Origin of the sequence: Clostridioides sp. ES-W-0018-02 (genome assembly GCF_020658175.1) — a bacterium.
In the GTDB taxonomy this organism is placed as follows: Bacteria; Bacillota; Clostridia; order Peptostreptococcales; family Peptostreptococcaceae; genus Clostridioides.
Map to the genome: position 1 here is coordinate 369517 of NZ_JACVVY010000002.1, position 24327 is coordinate 393843.

A 24327-nucleotide genomic window follows, 5' to 3' on the forward strand; every position below is an offset into this window, starting at 1 on the left:
CTGAAATATGAATAAAAAAATAGCAGCAGTTTGTGAAAGTGAAAAAAGTTCAAATTCTCTTAAAGAAGCTGCAAATATTTTAGGGTTTGACTTAGTTTATGAAATTCAAAACGATGGAAGTATAAAAAATGAACTTTCTATGTATGATATAGAAGATGCATCTATAGTGTTATTTGTTACAAGTGATTCTATAGAGGGTATAGAAAAGATTGATAGATTTATAGATAGGGAGTTTTATGAGGTCGAACCAAAATATATAATAAGTGATGCAAAATCTATAGTAAATGAAATTTTAATAGATTTAAATTAATCTTAAAAATATAGGAAAAGCTTCAAGTAAATAGTATTTACTTGAAGCTTTTTTAATATTGAGGATTAAATTATATTTGTTATTAGACAATATTTAGATGAAACACTCATTTACTGAAGTTAGAATTCCTATTGAAAAGGACAATCTTGCAATACTTAGGGATGAATATATGTTGAAGAAAAGATGGTTTCTGCTTTAAGAAAATTAGGGGCAGATTATGTATTTGATACTACATTTTCAGCTGATTTAACCATTATGGAAGAAGCATCTGAATTAATAGAGCTTATAACAAAGAATGATAAATCACTAAATTTACAAGTTGCTGTCCAGTTTGGGTTAAGTTTGTAGAAACATTTTATCCAGAACTGATACCAAATTTATATCCAGAATATAATTCTAAAAATTATATGTTAAATAATATATTAGAAAATGAGAATATTTAAATAAAAAAAATAATATTATATATAGTTGACAAAATGTGGAAATTAATATACTATATAAATATAGAAATAGTAATCATTACTATTATTAAAAAGGGGAGGAATTAATTATGAACTTAAAAGGAACTAAAACAGAAAAGAATTTAATGGCAGGATTTGCAGGGGAATCAGAAGCAAGAAATAAATATACATACTATGCATCAAAAGCTAAAAAAGAAGGTTACAATCAAATAGCTGCTATATTTGAGGAAACTGCTAACAATGAAAAAGAACATGCAAAACTATGGTTTAAACTTTTACATGATGGAATGCCTTCAACAGAAGAAAATTTAAAAGATGCAGCAGCAGGTGAAAATTATGAGTGGACTGACATGTATGCAACATTTGCTAAAGAAGCTAGAGAAGAAGGATTTGACAAAATAGCTTATTTATTTGAAGCTGTTGGAAGAATAGAAAAAGAACATGAAGAAAGATACTTAAAACTTTTAGAAAACCTAAATGAAGGAAAAATATTTAAAAGAGAAGAAGAAGTTGTTTGGCAATGTCAAAACTGTGGTCATGTGTATGTAGGTACTGAAGCACCAGAAAAATGCCCTGTATGTGACCATCCAAAAGCTTATTTCAATATAAAAGCTGAAAACTATTAAAAATTATTATAATTAAAAAGGAATGTTAACTATGAAATTTTCTAAACAAAGAGAACTGATTTTAAATGAAATATTAAATAATCCAGTTCATCCTACTGCTGATTGTTTGTATGAAAGTCTAAAAAAAGATAATCCGAGCTTAAGCTTAGGGACTGTGTATAGAAATTTAGCTCAGCTAACAGAACATGGTTTTATAAAAAAAGTTAGTATTCCAGGAAATCCAGATAGATTTGATGGTAGAATAGAAAATCACTATCATATTATATGTGAAGTATGTGGAGAGGTGTACGATTTAGAATCTGAAATTCTTAGCAATTTAAAAGAATCAATATCAGAAGAAACAGACATAAAAATAACATCTTATAACATAAGTTTTAAAGGGATTTGTAATAATTGTAGAAAGTGTAGTCAAGTAGGTTAACTTTTCAAATTCTAAAAATAATTAATGAGGTGAGTTTATGTGTAGTGAAAAAAGATTTTTTATATGTGAGACTTGTGGTAATCTTATAGGGATGATACACAGTGCAGGTGTTCCTGTTTTCTGTTGTGGAAAGCCTATGAAAGAGCTTGTTCCTAATACAACAGATGCAGCAGTTGAAAAACATGTGCCTGTGATTGAAGTAGATGGAAATAATGTTACTGTTAAAGTGAGTAGTGTTGCTCATCCAATGACTAAAGAACATCATATAGCATGGGTGTATCTTATGACTGAACAAGGTGGTCAACGTAAATGTCTAGCAGTAGATGGAGAACCTGTAGTTAAATTTGCTTTGAATGATGACGATAAAGTAATATCTGCATATGCTTATTGTAATTTACATGGATTATGGAAAGCTGAATTGTAATATTTAAATAAACTGAATTAAAAAGGAGGCTAAAAAATAGAAATTTATTTCTATAAAAATAGCCTCCTATAAATTTATATAATCTCAAATCTTAATTTATTTTGAGATTAATAGCGTATAAGGAGAAAATAATATGTCAATTTATAAATGTAGTGTTTGTGGATATATTTATGATGAATCTAAAAATGATAAAACATGGGATGAGTTAAGTGAAGACTGGACATGTCCTGTATGTACAAAGGGTCGTAGTTATTTTGGAAAAATAAGTACAGTGTATTTTGAAGGTGAAGAAAAGAAAGAAAATAAAATAGAAGCATCTGTTCAAGAAAAATCTGATGTGAGTAGTGAAAAAACAGGCGATTTAAATTATTTAAATACATATTTAAGAAGAGATGATGAAGTTGAACAACATATGGATATAATTCATGAAATGGCTGTTACAGGAAAGTCTATAATAGAGCCTATGAAAACTAAACTACCAGTAATTTCTTGGGATGATATTTTAATTATGGGAGCTCAATTAAATCCATTACCGCTAAATGAACATGATGAAGTAAATACAACAACGATAATAGGAAAAAAAGCAAAAAAGCCTATGGTAATAGAAAATCCAGTTTATATTTCTCACATGTCATTTGGTGCTTTGTCTAAAGAGTTAAAAATAGCTTTAGCAAAAGGTGCAGCTAAAAATAAAACAGCTATGTGTAGTGGCGAAGGTGGTATATTACCAGAAGAAAAGGAAGCTTCATATAAGTATATTTTTGAATATGTACCAAACAAATATAGTGTAACTGAAGAAAATCTTAAAAATTCTGATGCTATAGAGATAAAAATTGGTCAGGGAACAAAGCCTGGAATGGGAGGGCATCTTCCTGGTGAAAAAGTAACTGAAGAAATTGCAAAAGTTAGAAATAAACCTGTGGGGCAAGATGTTATAAGCCCATCTTGTTTTGAAGAAATACAATCAAAAGAAGACTTAAAGAAACTTGTAGATGAACTTAGAGAAGTTTCAGAAGGACGTCCAATTGGTATTAAAATTTCAGCAGGGCACATTGAGAGAGATATGGAATTTATAGCTTATGCTAAACCTGATTTTATGACTATTGATGGACGTGGTGGAGCTACTGGAGCAAGTCCAAAGTTACTTAAGGATGCAACTTCAGTTCCAACAATATTTGCTCTTTATCGTGCTAGAAAATACATAGATACACATGGATTAGATATAGATTTAGTTATAACAGGTGGGCTTCGTATATCTACTGACTTTGCTAAGGCTATAGCTATGGGAGCTGATGCAATTGCTATTGCTAGTTCTGCACTTATGGCAGCAGCGTGTCAACAATATCGTATATGTGGTTCTGGTAAGTGTCCTGTAGGAGTAGCTACTCAAGATGAGGAGTTAAGAAAAAGATTACATATAGAAAATAGTGCAAATAGAGTGGCAAATTTCTTAAATGTTAGTCTAGAAGAACTTAAGACTTTTGCTAGAATTTCTGGTCATAAAGATATACATGATTTGAGCGTTGATGATTTATATACAGTTAACTCTGAAATATCAAATTATACGAATATACAACATGTATAAATTTTATAAAGAAAACTATTTAAAAATATGAGTTTATAAAAGAAAATAGATTTTATAAAAAGAGAATTTTATATTATAGAATTCTCTTTTTTAATGTGAAAATTGGAGAGATTAAATTGTAAAATACCTTGTAATATCGTACTATTAAACTAAACAACAATTTAAGGAGTGATTAGTATGGAAAAAATGCAGATACAAGTTCTCGTTGATAATAATACATATATTGATAGATACTTTGTTGGAGAACCAGCAGTTAGTTACTATATTGAAATTGATGGAAATAGAATTTTATTTGATGCAGGATATTCAGAAATATTTATATCAAATGCTGAAAAAATGGATATAGATTTAGGTGACTTGACTCATATTATTTTTTCTCATGGACATAATGACCATACAAGGGGTATTCAATTTTTAGAAAATAAATATGATTTATCTAAAGTTAAACTTATAGCACACCCTAATTGTTTTGAACCTAAAAAATGTGGGGAGGATAATATAGGAGCACCATTTTCTATTGAGAAAGTTAGAAATACTTTTATGTATGAACCAACTAACAAACCTTTTAAGATAAGTGAAAATTGTATATTCTTAGGAGAGATTCCATCTGTAAATAATTTTGAAAAAAGAGCTAAAATAGGAAAATATAAATCAGAAGATTTATGGGAGGATGATTATGTTTTAGATGATTCAGCTATAGCATGTAAGACCGATAAAGGTGTTTTTATTGTTACAGGATGTTCTCATAGTGGAATTTGTAATATAGTGGAGTATGCCAAAAAATTATGTGGTGATGATAGAATTGCTGGAACCTTGGGTGGTTTTCATCTTTTTGAATTGGATGATAGACTAGATAGTACTATTCAATATTTAAAAAAAGAAGAAATAAAAATGTTGTATCCTTGTCACTGTGTTTCTTTTAAGGTAAAAGCCAAGATGAATGAAATGTTAAATGTAAATGAAGTTGGAGTAGGATTAACCATAAATATATAGTATATTAATAATGAGTTTGGAAAAATAAATTTTATTTAAAAAAATTAAGGGAATTAACAACAACTACAGGTGTATAAATTAAAAGCAAAAAGATACTTTCTAAAAGAAAGTATCTTTTTTATATTATGTATTTATTTTAAGATAAATAGAAATGTATAGTATTAATTTGTTGAAAGAAGAGTTATTTTTAATTATTTAGTATTTTCATTAGTAGATAATTATATCATGTATTAATAATAATGATATAAGAGAAATAAATTAAATTAGTTTATCTAAATACAATATTATTTTAAATATAAATTTATTTTTATATATAAATCTTAATGATTTCAATAAGAACGCAAATACAGTAATAAATAATTATGACCATTATAGGTATGTTAAGTATTTTCTAATTATAGAAATTGATTTGTAAAAAATTTAACACTGTAAAAACGATTTCATATAAAATAACAGGATATAAAAATATTATTAATTCATAATAATAAAATAAATATATAAAATTTACCTAATTAGAAATAAAAAAATTAAAATTGTAAATTTTTAGAAAAATTACGGTTGAATTAACTTGACAAAAATGTTATTCTTTTGTCAAATGTATGTTAAATTATAAATTTTTACTATTATTTCTAGAGGGGATGATTTTATGCAAAAAAATGTAAAAAAAGCAAAAGCAACAGGCTCTATTCTAGCTATATTTGGAGTTGCAAGTGTTCTTTTTAGTTCGCATGCAGGTGGAGGGTTTGCTACAGGTAATCAAGAAACACAGTATTATGTGCAATATGGATGGATTGCACCACTCATGGCAATTTTAGCAATGATTATACTTACTGCCACTATGAGAGAAGTTATTATAATGTATAATAATAATAATTGTAAGAATTATAAGGACTTATTTTGTGAACTTTGGAATCCATATCCAAAGCTTGAAATAATATGGGAGATATATTATTATTTAATGGTTTTAATAGCTGTAAGTGCTGTTATAGCAGGTGCAGCAGCAGTTTTCCAAAGTATAGGAATTAATTATTTTATAGCTGTCTTTATTATCGGAATTGTACTTCTTGTTTTTACTATATTTGGAGCTATGCTTGTATCTAAAGCAGCAACAGCAATGACAATAGCTATATTAGTATGTACTCTTACTATTTTCATAGTGGGTATAAAAGCTAAGGTACCAGAAATATCTGAAATATTTTCAAATAAAACGAGCTTCACACCTGGATACTTTAAGCCAATACTTAATACTCTTATTTATGCAGGATTCCAATCAGTTGTTATACCTACACTTGCAAGCTGTTCAAGACCACTTCTTAAAAATTCCAAAGAAGCTACTAAAGCAATGCTAGTTTCATTTGTTATGAATGCAGTTGCGTTGGGGCTTGCTGTAACTATGTTAATGGGATGGTATAGAGAATTTACTGCTGCTGGGCAAACAACTCTTCCTACTCTTTATGTTGCAGGTCAATCTGGAAATAACACTATATACATAATTTATAATGTAGCACTATTCCTTTGTTTGATGTCTACAGGAGTAACTACAATATTTGGTCTTGTAAATAGATTTGAAGACCATAAAGCACTTTCTTTCCTTTCTTCAAAAATGAAAAGAAGAGTATTTACAGCATGTGCAATAATGGTAGTATCAATGCTTATATCTTTGACAGGGTTAAGTAACATAGTTAAGTATGGATATGGGTATTGTGGCTATCTTGGTCTATTCACTATAGTTATACCTTTTCTAACATTAGGTCACTATAAGAATAAGAAATTTGCCAAAGAACATCCAGAGGCTAAGTGGCCAGCTGATTTAGATGAGAATGTTGAGAATTTATAGTATAAATTAGTAGTTTAAGTATAAAAAGATGGTCTAGAAAAGATTCATTAATGATGATTTAAGTGAAAAATTAATATAATATTAATAGCAGAAAAAATTTAAAATGATGTTAACAATATTATTAAAATGAAATGATATGAAAATAAAGTAAAATATAAAAATGTATGTGAATTTATCTAGGATAAGTACGCATACATTTTTATTTATGACTTTATTCAATTTTTATTTATACTGTCTTTATTTATACAATAAATATTGAAAATATGTTTTATTATTTGATAGTTGCCTTATATATTATAATTCTATAATTCTTCTATTAATTTTAGATTCTATAGCTGTTTCAATTTCACTTAACATTCTCTCATTTTTAGGGTCAATAAAAGCACAAGTATAACCCTGTTCTCCAGCTCTACCAGTTCTACCAATACGATGAATATAGTCTTCAGGCGTTTCTGGTAAATCGTAATTATATATGTGACTTACTCCAGATATATCAAGACCTCGAGAAGCTACATCTGTGGCTATTAAATATTGTATTTCTAAATTTCTAAATGATTTCATTATTCTTTCTCGCTTTGATTGTGCAATATCACTATGCAACTTTTGACAATTATATCCTCGTATAGCAAGAGCCTCTTCAAGGTTGTCAACTCTTCTTTTAGTTCTACAGAATATTATAGCCATAAAAGGATTGTCTTCATTTAAAACACTGCATAAAGCATCTAATTTCTTTCTATCTGTAGTTTCTACTACTTCCTGCTTTATATTAGTAAGAGTAATTTCTTCTTTTTCAATAGAAACAACAACAGGATTTTTTGTATATCTATAAGCTAATTTTTTAACTTGAGAATCCATAGTTGCAGAAAAGCATAATGTCTGTTTTTTATTTGAAGTTTCTTTTAAAATAGCTTCAACTTCATTTTTAAATCCCATAAGCAACATTTGGTCTGCTTCATCTAAAACAAAAGTTTTTAATTTGCTAAGGTCAATTGTTTTTCTATTTAAGTGGTCTAGAAGTCTACCTGGTGTAGCTATAATCATATGAATATTTCCTTTTAGTTTTTTTATCTGAGAACCAATGTCTTTTCCACCATAAGCTGCTAGAATATTTATATCCTTAGATTCTTTAAGTTTTATAGCTTCTTCTGTTATTTGAATAGCAAGTTCTCTAGTTGGAGACAGTACAAGTACTTGTATATCATCTACATCTAATGATATATTCTCAAATATCGGAAGCAGGAAAGCCAGTGTTTTACCTGTCCCAGTTTGCGCTTCGGCTATGACATCTTTTCCTGATTTTATTAAGGGGATACTTTCTTTTTGTATAGGTGTAGGTGTTGTTATTCCTGATGTTTTTATAATATTTATAGTATTTTCGCTAATTCCTAAGCTCTTAAAATCCATTATTATCTTACCTTTCATGAAAAATTTTCTATTTTATTAATCAATTAATAATATCATATTTGTAAGTATTTTTAGTAATTTTTTCGATTATTATTTATATAGTTTAAAAATATAGTGTATAACTCTTAAAATATAGTGTAGATTAAATTAGATTTTAGCTAGAATTTTAGAGGTTTATTTTAAAAGGTTTTTTGAAAATAAATCTATTTATAAATTAAATTAAAATGCAAGAAAAACATAATAACTTTCATTTTTAAGAAGTTTTCACAAAAAGGAAAAAATATAGTGCAATAATTAATATAAAGTAATATAATAGATTACAAGATATGAAAAGCTAAAAAAATAAATTGCAAATGAAATTAAAATGAATAAAAAATAAAAAAATAATCAAAAGTTAGAGACATCACTGAAAGATAAGACCTAATATTATTAAAACTAAATGTATACTAAGGGGGGCATTAATATGTGCATTATATCAAAAGATAGAGCAAAGGAAATCAAAATAGTAGATACTACTTTAAGAGATGGGGAACAAACAGCTGGGGTTGTATTTGCGAATAGAGAAAAAATAATGATTGCTGAAATGTTAAGTGATTTAGGTGTTGACCAAATTGAAGTTGGTATACCTACTATGGGTGGAGACGAAAAAAATGTAATAAAGCACATATGTAATAGAAATTTAAAAGCAGATATAATGGCTTGGAATAGAGCAGTGATAAAAGATGTTGAAGAATCTATTTCTTGTGGTGTTGATGCAGTAGCCATATCAATATCAGTATCTGATATTCATATAGAAAATAAACTTAGAACTTCTAGAGGTTGGGTTTTAGAGAATATGGCTAAGACAGTTGAATTTGCAAAGAAAAACGGATTATATGTTTCAGTAAATGGAGAAGATGCTTCAAGAGCGGATATCGACTTCTTAACTGAGTTTATAAATGTTGGAAAGCAAGCAGGAGCAGATAGATTTAGATATTGTGATACAGTAGGAGTTATGAATCCTTTTTCTATAAAAAATGCAATAGAAACTCTTTACGAAAGAACTAATTTTGACATAGAAATGCATACACATAATGATTTTGGTATGGCAACTGCAAATGCACTTGCAGGATTAGCAGCAGGAGCAAATTATGTTGGAGTTACAGTTAATGGCTTAGGCGAAAGAGCTGGAAATGCAGCATTAGAAGAAGTTTTAATGGCACTTAAATGCATCTATAAATGTGATTTAAATAACGTAGATACTAGAAAATTTAGAGGAATATGTGAATATGTGTCACAAGCATCAGGAAGAATACTTCCTACATGGAAACCAGTAGTTGGAGATAATATGTTTATACATGAATCTGGTATACATGCTGATGGAGCATTAAAAGACCCACATAACTATGAACCATTTGACCCAAGTGAAGTAAATCTTGAAAGAAAAATAGTAATAGGAAAGCATTCAGGAAGAGCAGCAGTAATAAATAAATTGAGTGAATATGAAATGTATATTTCTCCAGAAAACGCTACCAAATTATTAAATGCAATAAGAGCTACATCTATAAGATTGAAAAGAAGTTTGATGGATAAAGAGATTCTTCAATTATATTGTGATATACTAGCACATGAAAAAGGTACAACAGAAGAAGAAGCAGTTAGAGGTTCATATATTTAAGATATAATTGTTTAGGAGGAAAGTATGGGAGATAATATAGTTTATAAAATAATCAAAAAACATATAGTGGATGGAGAGGCTGTTGCTGGCAATTCAATTGGGATAAAAATAGACCAGACTTTAACACAAGATTCCACTGGAACAATGACATATCTTCAATTAGAAGCTATGGGCATAGATAAAGTAAAAACAAAAAGAAGTGTTGCATTTGTAGACCATAATATGTTACAACAAGGATTTGAAAATGCAGATGACCATAAATATATACAAACAGTAGCTGACAAATACGGTGTTTATTTTTCTAAACCAGGAAATGGTATCTGCCATCAAGTATTTTTAGAAAGATTTTCAACACCAGGAGATACACTTTTGGGTTCTGATAGTCACACGCCTACTGCTGGTGGTGTTGGTATGATGGCTATTGGTGCTGGGGGATTGGATGTTGCTCTAGCTATGGCAGGAGGAGCATACTATATAAAAGCACCAATCGTCTGTAAGGTAAACTTAGTTGGAAAATTAAATAATATGGTATCTTCAAAAGATATAATATTAGAAGTGTTGAGAAAACAAACTGTAAAAGGGGGCGTAGGTAAAGTCTACGAATATGGAGGAGAAGGAGTTAAAAATCTATCTGTTCCACAAAGAGCCACAATAACAAACATGGGAGCTGAACTTGGAGCAACTACTTCAATATTCCCAAGTGATGAAAAAACATTAGAGTTTTTTAAGAGTCAAGGAAGAGAAGATGCATGGATGGAACTAAAACCTGATTCAGATGCAGTTTATGATGAAGAGATTACTATAAACTTAGATGAATTAAAACCATTAGCTGCAAAGCCTCATAGTCCAGATAATGTAGATGAAGTTGAAAATATAGGAAAGATAAAAATAGACCAAGTTGCGATAGGAAGCTGTACAAATTCTTCTTATGAAGACTTAATGAAAGTAGCTCAAATCTTAAAAGGAAACAAAGTTCATAAGAATGTAAGTTTGGTAATAGCACCAGGCTCAAGACAGGTTATGGAAATGATAGCTAGAAATGGAGCTTTAGGAGATATAATAAGTGCTGGAGCTAGAATATTAGAAAACTCTTGTGGGCCATGTATAGGTATGGGGCAATCTCCAGGAACTGATTCTGTATCCTTAAGAACTTTCAATAGAAACTTCTATGGAAGAAGTGGAACTCTATCAGCACAAGTATATTTAGTGAGCCCAGAAGTAGCAGCAGTAAGTGCTATAAAAGGAGAACTTACAGACCCAAGAGAATTTGATGTTAAATTTGAAAACTTAGATGTAAGTGAATTTTTAATAGATGATAGTATGATAATAAAGCCTTCTGATGTAGGAAGTGATGTAGAAGTAGTTAGAGGTCCTAATATAAAACCTTTCCCTCTTAACACAGAACTAAGTGAGTCTATAAGTGGAAACGTAATATTAAAGACAGAAGATAATATAACTACTGACCATATAATGCCATCAAATGCCAAGTTACTTCCTTTTAGAAGTAACATACCATATCTTGCAAACTATTGTTTTAATACTGTGGATACAGAGTTTCCTCAAAGAGCAAAAGATAATAATGGTGGATTTATAATTGGTGGAGACAACTATGGACAAGGTTCAAGCAGAGAACACGCTGCTTTAGCACCATTATATCTTGGTGTTAAAGGAGTAATAGTAAAAAGTTTTGCAAGAATACACAAAGCCAATTTAATAAACAGTGGAATAATTCCAATGGAGTTTTGTGATGAAAAAGATTATGAAAATTTATCTCTTTTAGATAATCTGGAAATACCAAATATTTTAGATAATTTAGATAGCAGTGTTTTAGAGGTTAAGAATATAAGTAAAGGAACTTCTTTCAAAGTTAAAGTCGAATTATCAGCAAAAGAAGTTGATGTATTAAAAGCAGGTGGAAAATTAAATTACACTAAGAATCAAGCTAATTAATATGAAAAGAGGGAATATTGATGTATAAAGTGACACTTATACCAGGAGATGGAATAGGTCCAGAAGTTGCGAAAGCTATGAAAAAGGTTGTAGAAGCTACTGGAGTAGAGATAGAATGGGAAGAAGTTAATGCAGGAGAAGCAGTTATTGAGGAATATGGAACTCCACTTCCTCAATATATTATAGATAGTATAAAAAAGAACAAAATAGCTATAAAAGGTCCAATCACTACTCCTGTGGGGAAAGGGTTTAGAAGTGTAAATGTAACTTTGAGACAAGCATTAGATTTATATGTTAATTTAAGACCAATTAAGAGTTTTAAAGGTATAAAGTCAAGATATGAAGATGTTGATTTAGTTGTAGTAAGGGAAAATACAGAAGACTTATATGCTGGTATAGAGCATAAGATAGGTGATTATGCAGCTGAAAGTATAAAGATAATAACAAGAGGAGCAAGTGAGAGAATTGTTGACTTTGCATGTAACTATGTTAAAGATAACAAGAGAAAAAAAGTCACTGCTATACATAAAGCGAATATAATGAAAATGTCTGATGGTTTGTTTTTAGATGTATTTAGAGAAGTAGCATCAAAACATGGTGTTGAGTATGATGATTTAATTGTAGATGCAGCAGCTATGAACTTAGTTTTAAATCCAGAAAATTATGATGTAATGGTAATGCCAAATCTTTATGGAGATATACTATCTGACTTAGGAGCTGGTCTTGTTGGAGGCTTGGGTATAATTCCAAGTGCAAACATTGGTAAAGATTGTGCTATATTTGAAGCTGTTCATGGAAGTGCTCCACAAATAGCTGGGCAAAATAAGGCTAATCCAACAGCGCTTATTCAATCATCAGTAATGATGCTTAGATATTTAGGAGAATATGAAAATGCACAAAAGATAGAAACAGCTCTAGAAAAAGTATTTCTTGATGGAAGCAAATTAACTGTAGATTTAGGTGGTTCAGCTTCAACTACCGAATTTGCAGATGAGGTATGTAAGTATATTTAGTTGTTGTTTATAATAATATGATGTAAGTTTTAAAAAGAGCTGTTAATTGTATACGGGACAATTAACAGCTCTTAATTTAGTTTTGTAATGATATATTTGTAAACATCCAGTCAAAAACAAAAATAAATGTAAAAAGATTGTTTTTTTAGTTGAGTATTCAACCAATATATGGTAATATACAAATATGGTTGAAAGTTCAACTAAAAATATTTTGAATTTAGAGATATTGATTGGAGGTGTATTTGATTAAAACTTTAGACAGTAATATATTAAGAGAAGTTGGTACTTTATCTAGAGCAGTAAATTCAATAAATGATATGAAGTACAAAGAATTAAAGTTACAAAAAGGGCAATTTACTTTTTTAACACGAATTTGTGAAAATCCTGGAATAAACCTTGTAGAATTATCAAATGTGTTAAAAGTAGATAAGGCCACTACAACTAAAGCTATACAGAAGTTAATAAAAGCTGGATATGTAGATAAAAAGCAAGATGAGTTTGACAAAAGAGGATACAATTTAACTCCTACCAATAAATCTTTAGAAGTATATGAGCTAATAATTGAAGAAGAAAATAGAAGTATAGAAATATGTTTTAATAATCTTACAGATGAAGAGAAGCAAACAGCAAATAATATACTAGAGAAAATGAGAAAAAATATAGAAGAAGAATGGTTTAGAGTAAAAAGATAATAAATTAATGGATGAATATAAGGAGATATTTTTATGATTAGAAAAGCAAATATAAGTGACTTAGATAGTATTATGGGAATTATAAAATCAACAGTAGAAGAAATGAAAGGCTATAATAATACACAGTGGGATGAAAATTATCCATCAGATAAAGACTTTATTTCTGACATTGAGAAACAAGATTTATATGTAGAAGAAGTAGATGGAAAAATAGCAGGATTTATATGTATTAATTATGATGAACCTAAAGAATATATAGATTTAAATTGGTCATCTAATGATAAGGCTATGGTAGTACATAGAATGGCAGTAAATCCAAGTTTTAGAAAGATGGGAATTGCATCTAGACTAGTTAATTTTGCTGAAGAATTAGCTAAAGAAAACGATGTATCATATTTAAAGAGTGATACATATTCAATAAACTCAAAGATGAATTCATTGCTTATAAAATGTGGCTTTATTAAAATTGGTGAAATGAGTTTCCTAGGAAAAGAGAAATCTTTCTATTGTTATGATAAAATATTATAAAAAGTATTTATCATACAAAGGCTAAAGGATACATTTTTAGTACTAGTAGGGGAATAATGTAAGCCAAATGTATGCTATTATGAAAGGGTTGATTTAGATGATTGAATTTCTAAAAAAAAGAAGAAGTATTAGAAAGTATAAAAATGTTGAAGTAGAAAAAGAGAAGTTAGATAAGATATTAAAAGCGGCTCTTTTAGCACCATCATCAAAGGGACTTAGAACATGGGAATTTATCGTGGTAGACGATAAAGAAACATTGACTAATTTATCTCAGTGTAGGACTAAAGGTGGTGGGTTTTTCCTAAAAAATGCACCTTTAGCTATTGTAGTTATTGGAGATAAAGAAAAAAATGATGTTTGGATAGAAGATGCAAGTATTGCTGCTTCATATATACAGCTTCAATCTCATGAGCTTGGATTAGGTTCTTGTTGGATACAGGTAAGAAATAGGATGCATGATGATAGTATAGATGCTGATAAATATATTAGAGATGAACTGAACATACCTGATAAGTACAGTGTAGAATGTATAATTTCTATAGGCTACCCTGATGAAGAAAAAAAATCATACTGTGACTCTGATTTGGATTATGAAAAAGTCCATTTTAATAAATTTTAATGTATAATATATTATATTAAGACAGTATGTTTTTTTGATATTGTTAATATATATTTAAAATTGTAAAAATATATCTGAATTTTACTAACTTATATAAGGGTTATGTACAAGGATTTTAAAGATAAGTATAGAAATTAATGTTTATAATCGATACATAACTATAGTAACAAAATTTAAGGAGGTTCAAATATGGGTATATTTAAAACAAAAATTGATGAGGATTGGAAAGTAAATTACATCAAAGAATTTAATGAAATGAGAGACTCTTATGAGAGTAAGCTTCAAAAAAAACAATTTGAAGTAGATAGTTTGAAATCAGAATTAGATAGACTTAGAAGTTATAAAAATAGTCTTAAGCCAAAGGAAAAGCAAATTACTGATGATGATATAAATAATATAAAAAACTTGAGAAGAGATGGTTTAAGCTATAAAGAAATTTCAAGTGAAACAAGTTGGAGTAAAGCAACTGTGAGTAGAGTACTAAATGGACTTTACGATTAGTATACACATGGGGTGATTTAAATTGGGGATGAAGTATAGTTATAAAAAATGTATAATAGATTCTATTTCATTGATGTTCATAGTTCAGATAGTAAGAATGATTTTAAATTATATACTTCTAAGTCAATTTGAATTTACTCTTGAAAATTTTAATATTGTAAATTTAATTTCTTTTACACTAGTTGGATTATCATTAATTTTATTTTTGAAAAATAGTTCTTTGTATAATAAAATGAGAAATAGAAAGATTACAGAAGCTTTCAAGGAAAATAAAGATAGTGTACTTATAAAAAGGTGTAAGTTGATACTTTTTATAGTAGTCTTATCTCTAGCTGTAATCTCAATTTATTATAATAGAAGCTATATGTTTTTTAATGTAACTATGATGACTTTATCTGTATTAATAATTCCAGTATTTGAAGAATTATTTTTTAGAGAGTACATCTGGAATTATTTAAACAATTTTATAAAATCAAAGAGTAAAGTTGTATGTATAACATCTATCTTATCTGGTATTTATAATATAGGATATATAGATGTTATACGTAATTACATAATGTTATATAATAACTCTTACTATACATTTGAAGTTGTTATTTCAAAAATTATTATAGGTACTGTTTTTGGTATTATACTTGGTATTGTTAAGTCAAGATTTAAAGATGTAAGCTTTTGTATAATATTGAGAAGTCTGTTTACTATACTTACTAGACAGATAATATGATTATATATACTTAAATAATTGTAATAAGTGCATGAAGAGAATAAATGATAGCTATATATATAAAATAAACTCTAGTATCTGGAGTTTATTTTTTTTATGAAGTTATTTTAATAAATTTATATAAGAACTGGATAAATTGCTACAATACAAATTGAATGTAAATATATTTTCTATCACAAGTAAGAAATAAATGTATTACTTATACAATTTATTTTTTTAAATATTAAGAAGACTATTTGACAGGTTAGCCAATAATATGATATTTATATAAAATAAGATGAGTGTACAAACTAAAACTAATTATGAATGAGAGTGATTTACTTGAAGAAATTTTATGAAATATATTTAGATTTAGAGAAAGATATAAGAAATAATGTATATGAAGTAGGAGAGCTTTTACCAACAGAAGTAAAGCTTGCTCAAAAATATCGAGTATCAAGAGAAACTATTAGAAAAGCACAGTCGCTTTTACTAGAGAAGGGGTTTATACAAAAAAAACAAGGTAAAGGGGCTATTGTTTTAGATATAAATAAATTTGAAATAGAAGGGTCAGGGTTGATTAGTTTCAATGAATTACAAAAGAATAAAAATTTAGATACAGAAATAAGTGTACTAAAAAATAAAAAGGAGATTATGCCCTTAGAAATTTGTAAAAAACTAGATATAGATACAAAAACTAAGATTATAGCAGTTGAAAGACTTAGAAAAATTAATGGAGAAGCTGTTATTTTAGATAAAGATTACTTTATATCTGAAATAATACCAGAAATACCATTAACAGCGGTTCAAAGTTCAATATTTAATTATATAGAGAAAAATTTAGAACTAAAAATAGGTTATGCAAATAAAGAAGTAACAGTAGCTCCTGTTACAGAAGAAGATAAAATATTGCTAGATGTTGGAACAGACACACATGTTGTAGTGATACGAAGTGAAGTTTATTTAGAAGATACAAGATTATTTCAGTATCATGAATCTAGACATAGAGTTGATACATTTAGATTTGTAGATTTTGCAAGAAGAAGAAATCTTTAATTATATAAAAAGAGTGTCTTTTTTGTACTGTACCCTCAATTGTTAAATCAAAATTCTAATGATTGGGTTTCAGTATATTTAGACACTCTTTTTTTATTAGACCATATATTATTTAATTTTCTATAAATTCTTTATTAAAGTATTTGCTCTTTGAGAATATGTATGTAAGGATACAAGTAATGGCTATAGAAAGTCCCATTGCCAAGAAGTAAACACCCCATTGGTCTGTAAATATAGATAAAAACGCTGGTAACCCTGATATACCTATAGAACTTGCTTTAACATTAAAGTAAGATACAACCCCTCCAGCTATACCTGCACCTATCATAGATGCTATGAATGGGAAACGATAACGTAAGTTTATACCAAATATTGCAGGTTCAGTAATACCTAACCAAGCTGAAATTGAAGCTGTTAATGCAACACCCTTGATTTTTTTATTTTTTAATATAAAGAACATTGTCAAAGCTGCTGCACCTTGACCAAGGCTAGCCATAACTTGTATTGGCCATAATGTAGCAAATCCTAAAGTACCTATCATTTGTAAATTTATACCTAAGAATAAGTGATGCATTCCTGTTATAACCAATGGAGATAATATGAATCCAAAAAGTGCTCCTGCAAGGACTGCATTAATTTCAAATAATCCAAGAATTCCACTTGTAATTAAGTTTGCAAATGACATTGTTATAGGACCTATGATAGAGAATGTTAAGAAACCAGTTATTAATAATGTAAGAGGAGCAACAAAAATAAGTTGAACCATCTCAGGAATTTTTTTAGTTAAGAACTTTTCAATTGTTGCTAGAAGATAAGAAGAACATAAAACAGGGATTACTTGTCCTTGATAGCCTATTTTAGCAATATTAAAACCTAATATATTCCAGTAAGTAACAGCTTCAGGTGTTTTAGAGTATTGTGCACCAGGCATTAAATCTGGATTAATTAAAATAAGACCTAATACAATACCAAGTACAGGATTTCCTCCAAACTTTTTAACGGCTGACCAACCTATTAGTGCAGGTAAAAATGAAAAAGAAGTATTTGCTATAAGATTAATCATATTAGATATACCAGCCCAATTGCTATGAACTTCTAAAAAGGGTTGTTCATAGAAAATTCCTGGGTTAGCAAGTAGATTATTTATACCCATCAATAAACCAGAGGCAACTATAGCAGGTAATATAGGAATGAATATATCTGCCAACACCTTTATAGCTTTTTGAAGTGGATTTAATTTTTTATTAGAAATCTCTTTAACCTCAGATTTTGTTGCTTCCTTAAGCCCCGTAATTTCTATTAATGTAGCATAAACTTTATTCACAAGACCTGGACCTATAATAACTTGAAATTGACCATTTGAGGTAAAGCTTCCTTTCACTATATCTATTTGTTCTAATTGCTTTACATTAACTTTACTTTCTGAATTTAGAGCAAATCTTAATCTAGTAATACAGTGTGTTGCAGATATTATATTCTCTACTCCCCCAATTGCTTCAAGGATTTGTTCAACCTGCTCTTTATGATATGTATTTTCTTTTAATGTACTCATAAAATTACCTCCCCCTTAGAATGTGATGTTGTATAGACAAATTTTGAAAATAATATACCATAGAGAAATTTTTATGTCAACGTTATCCTAAATTTTTCTGAAATTTAATTACTAAAATATAAATTGTATATTATTGGAAAATCAGAAAAGTAAGAGAAAATTTGGAAGGAGTATAGGGAATATATTTTTTTATTTAGAGTAAATATTGATTTTAACAAAAAAAAGGTTTATTATAAAAATATAAAAATTGTCTAGACAAAAATGAAAGGAAAAATTTGCGTATGGATTTCAAGAAGAAAGTTATTTATCAAATATATCCAAAATCATTTAATGATTCTAATAATGATGGGATAGGAGATTTAAAAGGAATTATAGAGAAATTACCTTATTTATATAAATTAGGTGTAGATATAATTTGGATTAACCCATTTTTTGTTTCTCCACAAAGGGATAATGGATATGATATTGCTGACTATACATCAATAGATTCTATGTTTGGAACTATGGAGGATTTTGAAAAGTTAGTGGATGAAAGTAAAAAATATAATATAGAGTTGATGCTGGATATGGTGTTAAATCACACATCAACAGAACATAAATGGTTTAAAAAAGCTTTGGCAGGAGATAAAAAGTATCAAGATTTCTACTTCATTAGAGATGGCAAAGAAAATAATCAACTACCAACAAATTGGAAATCTAAATTTGGTGGAGATGCTTGGGGAAAATTTGGGGATACAGATAAGTACTACTTACACTTATATGATGTTACACAAGCCGACCTCAACTGGCGTAATCCTGAGGTTAGGGAAGAATTATATAAAGTTGTAAATTTTTGGATAGATAGAGGAGTTAAGGGATTTAGGTTTGATGTAATAAATGTAATTGGCAAAGATGAAGAATTGAAAGACTCTACAAATAATATAGGAAAAGAAATGTATACAGATAAACCTATTGTCCATGAATTTATTAAAGAAATGAATAAAGAAACTTTTGGAAGAGTTGAGGGCATAACAACTGTTGGAGAAATGTCTTCAACAACTATTGAAAATTGTATATTATATTCTTCTCCAAAAGAAAAAGAGCTTTCAATGACATTTAATTTTCATCATCTAAAAGTAGATTATGAAAATGGAGAAAAGTGGAGCGATATACCTTTTGACTTTATGATGTTGAAAAAACTCTTAAATGAATGGCAAGAAAAGATTGAAAGTGGCGGTGGCTGGAATGCACTATTTTGGAATAATCATGACCAACCAAGAGCTATTAGTAGATTTTGTAATGAAGAATACAGAGTTGAAGCATCAAAAATGTTAGCTGCTACAATACATCTATTAAGAGGAACACCATATATATATCAAGGTGAAGAAATAGGTATGACAAATCCAAATTTTGAAAGAATAGATGATTATTTAGATGTTGAAACTCATAATGCGTATAGTGAATTTTTAAAAAATAAAATTGAAAAAGAAACAATAATGAATATTATAAAGTCCAAATCCAGAGATAATAGTCGTACACCTATGCAGTGGTCAGATAAATTAAATGCAGGTTTTACAAATGGGAAGCCATGGATTAAAATAGCTGAAAATTATAAAGAGATAAATGTTGAAAAGGAACTTAAAGAAGGGTCAATTTTTAACTTCTATCAAAAGTTAATATCTTTAAGAAAGCAATTAAATATTATATCTGAAGGTTCCTATAAGGGAATTTTACTAGATAATGATAAGGTTTATGCTTATGTTAGAGGCTTAGAAAATGAAAGATTAATAGTATTTAACAACTTCTATGATTGTGAAGTTGAAGTTGAGATTAGTGAGGAATTTTTAGGAAAATCATTTACATATTTGATAGGGAACTATGAAAAGCGAGATTTAGAACCTAAGTTAAAGTTAAGACCTTATGAAACAGTAGCATTTTATAGTAAGGATATAAAAAAATAATGGAAAGAGGTAGTATTAATGAAACCAAATATTTTACTTATGATTTCTCATGACAGTGGTAGAAAATTCAGTAACTATGGATATAATGTGGAAACTCCATGTATAAATAAATTAGCTCAAGAAGGAATTCAATTTGATAATTATTTTTGTGCAGCACCTCAATGCAGTCCAAGTAGAGGAAGTATACTAACTGGATTATACCCTCACAATAATGGGTTAATGGGACTTGCACATCTAGGATTTTGTATAGATTCTAAACATACAACACTTCCTATGGAGTTACAAAAAAACGGATATGAAACAACATTAATAGGACTAAGCCATGAAACAATAGATGAAGCACCACCAATAAAAGATAGAGTATTTTCTTCAACTTATGACTTAGGATATGATAATTTTATATCGGTTCCAGGGGATAGAGCTCCTAAGGTTGCTAAAGAGGCAGTTAAATTTTTAGAGGAATATAAAGAAAATCAGGAAAAGCCATTTTATTTAAATATAGGATTTTTTGAAACACATAGAGATTTTGATGAATATAAACCTTATGCAGATAAATTGGATGAAGTAGAGGTATTTAAGTTTTTACCCGATACAGAAGATGTAAGAAAAGATATAGCTTTATATAATGGTTCAGCAAAAGTATTGGATGAGGCAATAGGCAAAATATATAATAAATTACAAGAAACAGGATTAGATAAAAATACAATTGTTATACTGACAACAGACCATGGAGTTGCTTTTCCAGGAGCTAAAGGAATGTTAAAAGAAGCAGGATTAGAGACAGCACTTATAATTTTATTACCTAATTCCTCTCAAAAAAATGTAAAAAAAGAAGCATTATTATGTAATGTTGATTTATTGCCAACGATACTAGATTTAATTGAAGCTGAAATTCCTAAAAATATAGATGGAGAAAGTTTTGCCAATTTATTAAAAACTAATGAAGATATAGGTAGAGACTCATTCTTTACAGAAATGACATGGCATGACCAATATAGACCAATGAGAGGCATAAGGACTAATGAATATAGCTATGTTAAAAATTTTGAAGATGGGCCTAAAATATATATTACAGTTGATTCACATTTGAGTTTATCAGGTAAAGCTGTTAGAGATAAATTTTATGTTCCTAATGATAAAGAAGAACTTTATGATTTAAGAAAGGACCCACTAGAAGAAAATAATCTAATAAATGATTTAGATTATCAAGATATAGCAGAGGAATTGAGAAAGAAAGTTGATAATTGGATGTTAGAAACGAATGACCCACTTTTAAAAGGACCTGTAAAAGGAACAGGCTCAAGTAGATGGAAAACAGAAATAGAAGAGGGTAGAGCTTATCCAGGAAGAGACGAATATTATAGACTATTATCTGATAAGTAGAAAATATTAAACAAGTAAAAAATATTTAATAAAGAAGGTCTTTTATAATGAAAAGTATATCAGTTTTAATTAAACCTGTTTCATCGTTATGTAATTTGAGATGTAGATATTGTTTTTATGGAAATGTGAGTGATTTAAGAGAAGTAAAATCCTATGGTATTATGCAGGAAGACACTATAAAAAACATAGTAAATAATACATTTGAAATTTTGGATAATGGAGATATAGTTACATTTGCTTTTCAAGGTGGAGAGCCTACTTTAGCTGGATTAAGATTTTTCCAATATTTTATTGAGTATGTTAGTAAAATAAAAAAAAATATAACAGTAAACTACTCTATTCAAACTAATGGAACTCTTATTGATAATCAATGGTGTGAGTTCTTAAAGAAAAATAATTTTTTAGTAGGATTATCATTAGATTTACTAGAAGACTTGCATGATAAAAATCGTGTATATTCAGATAATAAGGGAAGTTATATAGATGTAATAAATACAAAAAAACTACTGGAAACACACAAGATAAACTTTAACATACTGTGTGTTTTGACAAAACAGATTGCACTTAATCCAAAAGAGGTTTTTAATTTTATAAAATTAAACAATGTGAAGTATATACAATTTATACCTTGTTTAGATGATTTAGACTGTAAAACTAAGTCAGAGTACTCTTTAGAACCTAAATATTTTGCATACTTTTATAAAATAATATTTAAGCTTTGGAAAAATGAGTTTGATAAAGGAAATTATATAAGTATTAATTTGTTCGATAATCTTATATCTGTTTTAATTACAGGAATTCCTAGTACCTGTGGGATAATTGGGAAATGCCAACCGCAATTTGTAATAGAGGCTGATGGAAGTGTATATCCATGTGATTTTTATGTACTAGATAACTTTAATTTAGGTAATATAAAAGATAACACTTTATTGGATATTTTAAGAAAATCTAAAATGCAAGAATTTTTGCATAAAGATATAAACAAAGAAAGTATTTGTTTAAAGTGTAATTTTCACAAAATATGTGGTGGTGGATGCAAAAGAATGAAAAATTCTATGTATATTGATTCTAGTAATAATTACTGTGGATATAAAGAATTTTTAATGTCTACTTTTGGTGATTTAGAAAAAATATCAGTATTAGTATATAAAAATCAAATACCAAAATAATTTTAGTATTTAGCATTCTAAGTTAAAGTGATTAAAAATTATGTATAATTAAAGGGTTTTGAGCAGAGTAAATTTAGTTAGGATGGTTTTAAATGAATGTAATTTTATTTGCAATAGCTGTACTTTCAACAACTATAGGAGCTATAACAGGCATTGGTGGAGGTGTAATAATAAAGCCAGTACTAGATTTGATTGGAATATTTGATGTTTCAACTATAAGTGTGTTATCATCTTTTACTGTGTTATCGATGGCAATTGTTTCTGTATATAAACAAATTAAATCAAAACTTTTTAAAATAAACTTTAGACTTATTTTAATTGGTGTAGCATCAGTATTAGGAGGTACTATAGGTCAAAGGTTATTAGATTTATCTATTTCATATGTAAATAATCCTTCTATAATAAAAATAACTCAAAATATTATGATGATTATTTTGTTAGTAATGGTTTATTTATATAGAGATAAAAGTTTAAATGTTAAGTTTAATACTAACATTACATATTTTATTGTTGGCATTTTTTTAGGGGTTACATCTTCATTTTTAGGAATAGGTGGAGGTCCTATAAATGTGGCCGTGTTTACAATATTATTTGGATTATCAGTTAAAGAAGCTGCGTTTAATTCCATTATAACTATTTTATTTTCTAATATTTCAAAGTTAGTTACAGTTTTCATAAATACAGGGTTTGGTATATATGATTTATCTGGATTACCTTTTATGATAATAGGAGCAGTGTTGGGAGGAATTATAGGTTCCTCTATTAGTAAAAATATGGATGACAAAAGAGTTAAATATATGTTCTCGTATATGACTATAATTATTACTGGAATAAATATATATAGTATATTTCAGGTAATATATTTTATGAATTAAAGTGTATAATGTAGATAATACGAGAAGTTAATTTAAATTATTGGAATGAGGAGATTTAATATGTTCAAAAAGTTATTCTCAAAAAATAAAAATGAAGAAGTAAAAAGTAATTATATAAAAGGAATATTACAATCGCCACTTACAGGGAAAGTATTAAGTATAACTGATGTTCCTGATGATGCTTTTTCTAGTAAAATGCTAGGTGATGGGATTGCTATAGAGCCACAAGAAGGAGTCGTATCTTCTCCTGTTGATGGTGAGGTGATTCAAGTGTTTTTGCCATCTAAACATGCTATATGCATAAAGAGTGAAGATGGTTTGGAGATACTAATACATATCGGATTAGATACTGTAAAGATGAATGGAGATGGATTTGAAGTATTAGTAAATGCAGGAGATAAAGTTTACTGTGGGCAAAAACTTATAAGATTTAATTTAGAAAAAATTAAAAAAAGCGTTAAATCTGTTATAACTCCTATAGTTATAACCAATTCTTATGACATAGATAGAGTTGAAATTTTAAGAACTGGAGATATATGTATTGGAGAAGATTTAATGAAAGTTTATAAGTAAATAGGTTTTACCAAGAGGTTTTGTCTAAATAAAAAATATTATAACTATAAAATGG

The 24327-nt window shown here is 28.3% G+C and carries 25 protein-coding genes; 23 read left to right on the forward strand and 2 right to left on the reverse strand.

All coding sequences use genetic code 11. From position 1 onward, the window contains the following. The first annotated feature begins 7 nt into the window (after nucleotides 1–7). From IC219_RS08095 to IC219_RS08130, 9 genes are all read left to right on the forward strand, one after another. Complete coding sequence (locus IC219_RS08095; RefSeq protein WP_227433365.1) at nucleotides 8–310, forward strand: PTS sugar transporter subunit IIBC; 303 nt, start codon at nucleotides 8–10, stop codon at nucleotides 308–310. 183 nt (nucleotides 311–493) lie between these two features. Next, the gene (locus IC219_RS08100; RefSeq protein WP_413926625.1) at nucleotides 494–658 is read left to right on the forward strand and encodes a [Fe-Fe] hydrogenase large subunit C-terminal domain-containing protein; all 165 of its coding nucleotides are present in this window, start codon (nucleotides 494–496) and stop codon (nucleotides 656–658) included. After that, complete coding sequence (locus tag IC219_RS22000; RefSeq protein ID WP_413926929.1) at nucleotides 613–753, forward strand: [Fe-Fe] hydrogenase large subunit C-terminal domain-containing protein; 141 nt, start codon at nucleotides 613–615, stop codon at nucleotides 751–753. The genes IC219_RS08100 and IC219_RS22000 overlap by 46 nt, the downstream gene beginning before the upstream one ends. Nucleotides 754–860: 107 nt before the next feature. Continuing rightward, nucleotides 861–1397: a rubrerythrin gene (rbr, locus tag IC219_RS08105; RefSeq protein ID WP_227433364.1), complete on the forward strand. Its 537-nt coding sequence runs from the start codon at nucleotides 861–863 to the stop codon at nucleotides 1395–1397. A gap of 31 nt (nucleotides 1398–1428) precedes the next feature. Continuing rightward, the gene (locus IC219_RS08110) at nucleotides 1429–1818 is read left to right on the forward strand and encodes a Fur family transcriptional regulator (protein WP_227433363.1); all 390 of its coding nucleotides are present in this window, start codon (nucleotides 1429–1431) and stop codon (nucleotides 1816–1818) included. A gap of 37 nt (nucleotides 1819–1855) precedes the next feature. After that, nucleotides 1856–2242: a desulfoferrodoxin family protein gene (locus IC219_RS08115; RefSeq protein ID WP_227433362.1), complete on the forward strand. Its 387-nt coding sequence runs from the start codon at nucleotides 1856–1858 to the stop codon at nucleotides 2240–2242. 133 nt (nucleotides 2243–2375) lie between these two features. Then, complete coding sequence (locus tag IC219_RS08120) at nucleotides 2376–3827, forward strand: glutamate synthase-related protein (RefSeq protein WP_227433361.1); 1452 nt, start codon at nucleotides 2376–2378, stop codon at nucleotides 3825–3827. 177 nt (nucleotides 3828–4004) lie between these two features. Continuing rightward, nucleotides 4005–4820, forward strand: a complete 816-nt coding sequence (locus tag IC219_RS08125) for an MBL fold metallo-hydrolase (protein ID WP_227482975.1) — start codon at nucleotides 4005–4007, stop codon at nucleotides 4818–4820. A 646-nt stretch (nucleotides 4821–5466) separates the two neighbouring features. After that, nucleotides 5467–6657, forward strand: coding sequence for a hypothetical protein (locus IC219_RS08130; RefSeq protein WP_227482974.1), 1191 nt, complete (start codon nucleotides 5467–5469; stop codon nucleotides 6655–6657). A gap of 294 nt (nucleotides 6658–6951) precedes the next feature. On the opposite strand, the gene IC219_RS08135 is transcribed toward IC219_RS08130, so the two are convergent. Further along, on the reverse strand, nucleotides 6952–8079 hold the full coding sequence (locus IC219_RS08135; protein WP_227863168.1) for a DEAD/DEAH box helicase: 1128 nt from the start codon (nucleotides 8077–8079) through the stop codon (nucleotides 6952–6954). 445 nt (nucleotides 8080–8524) lie between these two features. On the opposite strand from IC219_RS08135, the gene nifV reads away from it, so the two are divergent. From nifV to treR, 9 genes are all read left to right on the forward strand, one after another. Then, a complete protein-coding gene (nifV, locus tag IC219_RS08140; RefSeq protein WP_227433357.1) occupies nucleotides 8525–9718 on the forward strand; it encodes a homocitrate synthase in 1194 nt (397 codons plus the stop codon). 24 nt (nucleotides 9719–9742) lie between these two features. Continuing rightward, on the forward strand, nucleotides 9743–11668 hold the full coding sequence (locus tag IC219_RS08145) for an aconitate hydratase (RefSeq protein WP_227482973.1): 1926 nt from the start codon (nucleotides 9743–9745) through the stop codon (nucleotides 11666–11668). Nucleotides 11669–11688: 20 nt separating this feature from the next. Next, a complete protein-coding gene (locus tag IC219_RS08150; RefSeq protein ID WP_227482972.1) occupies nucleotides 11689–12681 on the forward strand; it encodes an isocitrate/isopropylmalate dehydrogenase family protein in 993 nt (330 codons plus the stop codon). 242 nt (nucleotides 12682–12923) lie between these two features. Continuing rightward, entirely contained in the window at nucleotides 12924–13373 is a 450-nt protein-coding gene (locus IC219_RS08155) for a MarR family winged helix-turn-helix transcriptional regulator (RefSeq protein WP_227482971.1), read from the forward strand. Between the two features lie 33 nt (nucleotides 13374–13406). Beyond that, nucleotides 13407–13901: a GNAT family N-acetyltransferase gene (locus tag IC219_RS08160; protein WP_227482970.1), complete on the forward strand. Its 495-nt coding sequence runs from the start codon at nucleotides 13407–13409 to the stop codon at nucleotides 13899–13901. 97 nt (nucleotides 13902–13998) lie between these two features. Beyond that, nucleotides 13999–14520 (forward strand): nitroreductase family protein, encoded by a 522-nt coding sequence (locus tag IC219_RS08165; protein WP_227433352.1) that lies wholly within the window; start codon nucleotides 13999–14001, stop codon nucleotides 14518–14520. Nucleotides 14521–14709: 189 nt separating this feature from the next. Beyond that, nucleotides 14710–15021: a helix-turn-helix domain-containing protein gene (locus tag IC219_RS08170; RefSeq protein WP_227433351.1), complete on the forward strand. Its 312-nt coding sequence runs from the start codon at nucleotides 14710–14712 to the stop codon at nucleotides 15019–15021. Nucleotides 15022–15049: 28 nt separating this feature from the next. Further along, complete coding sequence (locus tag IC219_RS08175) at nucleotides 15050–15745, forward strand: CPBP family intramembrane glutamic endopeptidase (protein WP_227433658.1); 696 nt, start codon at nucleotides 15050–15052, stop codon at nucleotides 15743–15745. A gap of 312 nt (nucleotides 15746–16057) precedes the next feature. Next, the gene (gene treR / locus IC219_RS08180) at nucleotides 16058–16780 is read left to right on the forward strand and encodes a trehalose operon repressor (protein ID WP_413927240.1); all 723 of its coding nucleotides are present in this window, start codon (nucleotides 16058–16060) and stop codon (nucleotides 16778–16780) included. A 112-nt stretch (nucleotides 16781–16892) separates the two neighbouring features. Here the strand turns inward: treR and treB are convergent, their stop codons facing one another. Further along, nucleotides 16893–18332 (reverse strand): PTS trehalose transporter subunit IIBC, encoded by a 1440-nt coding sequence (treB, locus tag IC219_RS08185; protein ID WP_227433349.1) that lies wholly within the window; start codon nucleotides 18330–18332, stop codon nucleotides 16893–16895. Nucleotides 18333–18613: 281 nt separating this feature from the next. Between treB and treC the strand changes: the two genes are divergently transcribed. From treC to IC219_RS08210, 5 genes are all read left to right on the forward strand, one after another. Next, nucleotides 18614–20272 carry an alpha,alpha-phosphotrehalase gene (gene treC, locus IC219_RS08190; RefSeq protein ID WP_227482969.1) on the forward strand — a complete coding sequence of 553 codons (1659 nt, stop codon included), beginning with the start codon at nucleotides 18614–18616 and terminating at the stop codon, nucleotides 20270–20272. Nucleotides 20273–20290: 18 nt separating this feature from the next. Further along, on the forward strand, nucleotides 20291–21655 hold the full coding sequence (locus IC219_RS08195) for a sulfatase (RefSeq protein WP_227482968.1): 1365 nt from the start codon (nucleotides 20291–20293) through the stop codon (nucleotides 21653–21655). Between the two features lie 47 nt (nucleotides 21656–21702). Continuing rightward, nucleotides 21703–22824 carry a radical SAM/SPASM domain-containing protein gene (locus IC219_RS08200; RefSeq protein ID WP_227433346.1) on the forward strand — a complete coding sequence of 374 codons (1122 nt, stop codon included), beginning with the start codon at nucleotides 21703–21705 and terminating at the stop codon, nucleotides 22822–22824. Nucleotides 22825–22916: 92 nt separating this feature from the next. Continuing rightward, a complete protein-coding gene (locus IC219_RS08205; RefSeq protein ID WP_227433345.1) occupies nucleotides 22917–23699 on the forward strand; it encodes a sulfite exporter TauE/SafE family protein in 783 nt (260 codons plus the stop codon). A gap of 60 nt (nucleotides 23700–23759) precedes the next feature. Next, entirely contained in the window at nucleotides 23760–24272 is a 513-nt protein-coding gene (locus IC219_RS08210) for a PTS glucose transporter subunit IIA (protein WP_227433344.1), read from the forward strand. Nucleotides 24273–24327 lie beyond the last annotated feature (55 nt).

Coding starts and splice junctions, on each gene's coding strand:
- IC219_RS08100 (WP_413926625.1), top strand. CDS start 494: ATGGTTTCTGCTTTAAGAAAATTAGGGGCAGATTATGTATTTGATACT.
- IC219_RS08120 (WP_227433361.1), top strand. CDS start 2,376: ATGTCAATTTATAAATGTAGTGTTTGTGGATATATTTATGATGAATCT.
- IC219_RS08130 (WP_227482974.1), top strand. CDS start 5,467: ATGCAAAAAAATGTAAAAAAAGCAAAAGCAACAGGCTCTATTCTAGCT.
- treC (WP_227482969.1), top strand. CDS start 18,614: ATGGATTTCAAGAAGAAAGTTATTTATCAAATATATCCAAAATCATTT.
- IC219_RS08205 (WP_227433345.1), top strand. CDS start 22,917: ATGAATGTAATTTTATTTGCAATAGCTGTACTTTCAACAACTATAGGA.
- IC219_RS08095 (WP_227433365.1), top strand. CDS start 8: ATGAATAAAAAAATAGCAGCAGTTTGTGAAAGTGAAAAAAGTTCAAAT.
- IC219_RS08195 (WP_227482968.1), top strand. CDS start 20,291: ATGAAACCAAATATTTTACTTATGATTTCTCATGACAGTGGTAGAAAA.
- IC219_RS08110 (WP_227433363.1), top strand. CDS start 1,429: ATGAAATTTTCTAAACAAAGAGAACTGATTTTAAATGAAATATTAAAT.
- IC219_RS08115 (WP_227433362.1), top strand. CDS start 1,856: ATGTGTAGTGAAAAAAGATTTTTTATATGTGAGACTTGTGGTAATCTT.
- IC219_RS08210 (WP_227433344.1), top strand. CDS start 23,760: ATGTTCAAAAAGTTATTCTCAAAAAATAAAAATGAAGAAGTAAAAAGT.
- rbr (WP_227433364.1), top strand. CDS start 861: ATGAACTTAAAAGGAACTAAAACAGAAAAGAATTTAATGGCAGGATTT.
- treB (WP_227433349.1), bottom strand. CDS start 18,332: ATGAGTACATTAAAAGAAAATACATATCATAAAGAGCAGGTTGAACAA.
- IC219_RS08200 (WP_227433346.1), top strand. CDS start 21,703: ATGAAAAGTATATCAGTTTTAATTAAACCTGTTTCATCGTTATGTAAT.
- IC219_RS08125 (WP_227482975.1), top strand. CDS start 4,005: ATGGAAAAAATGCAGATACAAGTTCTCGTTGATAATAATACATATATT.
- IC219_RS08175 (WP_227433658.1), top strand. CDS start 15,050: ATGAAGTATAGTTATAAAAAATGTATAATAGATTCTATTTCATTGATG.
- IC219_RS08145 (WP_227482973.1), top strand. CDS start 9,743: ATGGGAGATAATATAGTTTATAAAATAATCAAAAAACATATAGTGGAT.
- IC219_RS08160 (WP_227482970.1), top strand. CDS start 13,407: ATGATTAGAAAAGCAAATATAAGTGACTTAGATAGTATTATGGGAATT.
- IC219_RS08165 (WP_227433352.1), top strand. CDS start 13,999: ATGATTGAATTTCTAAAAAAAAGAAGAAGTATTAGAAAGTATAAAAAT.
- IC219_RS08150 (WP_227482972.1), top strand. CDS start 11,689: ATGTATAAAGTGACACTTATACCAGGAGATGGAATAGGTCCAGAAGTT.
- IC219_RS08170 (WP_227433351.1), top strand. CDS start 14,710: ATGGGTATATTTAAAACAAAAATTGATGAGGATTGGAAAGTAAATTAC.
- nifV (WP_227433357.1), top strand. CDS start 8,525: ATGTGCATTATATCAAAAGATAGAGCAAAGGAAATCAAAATAGTAGAT.
- IC219_RS08135 (WP_227863168.1), bottom strand. CDS start 8,079: ATGAAAGGTAAGATAATAATGGATTTTAAGAGCTTAGGAATTAGCGAA.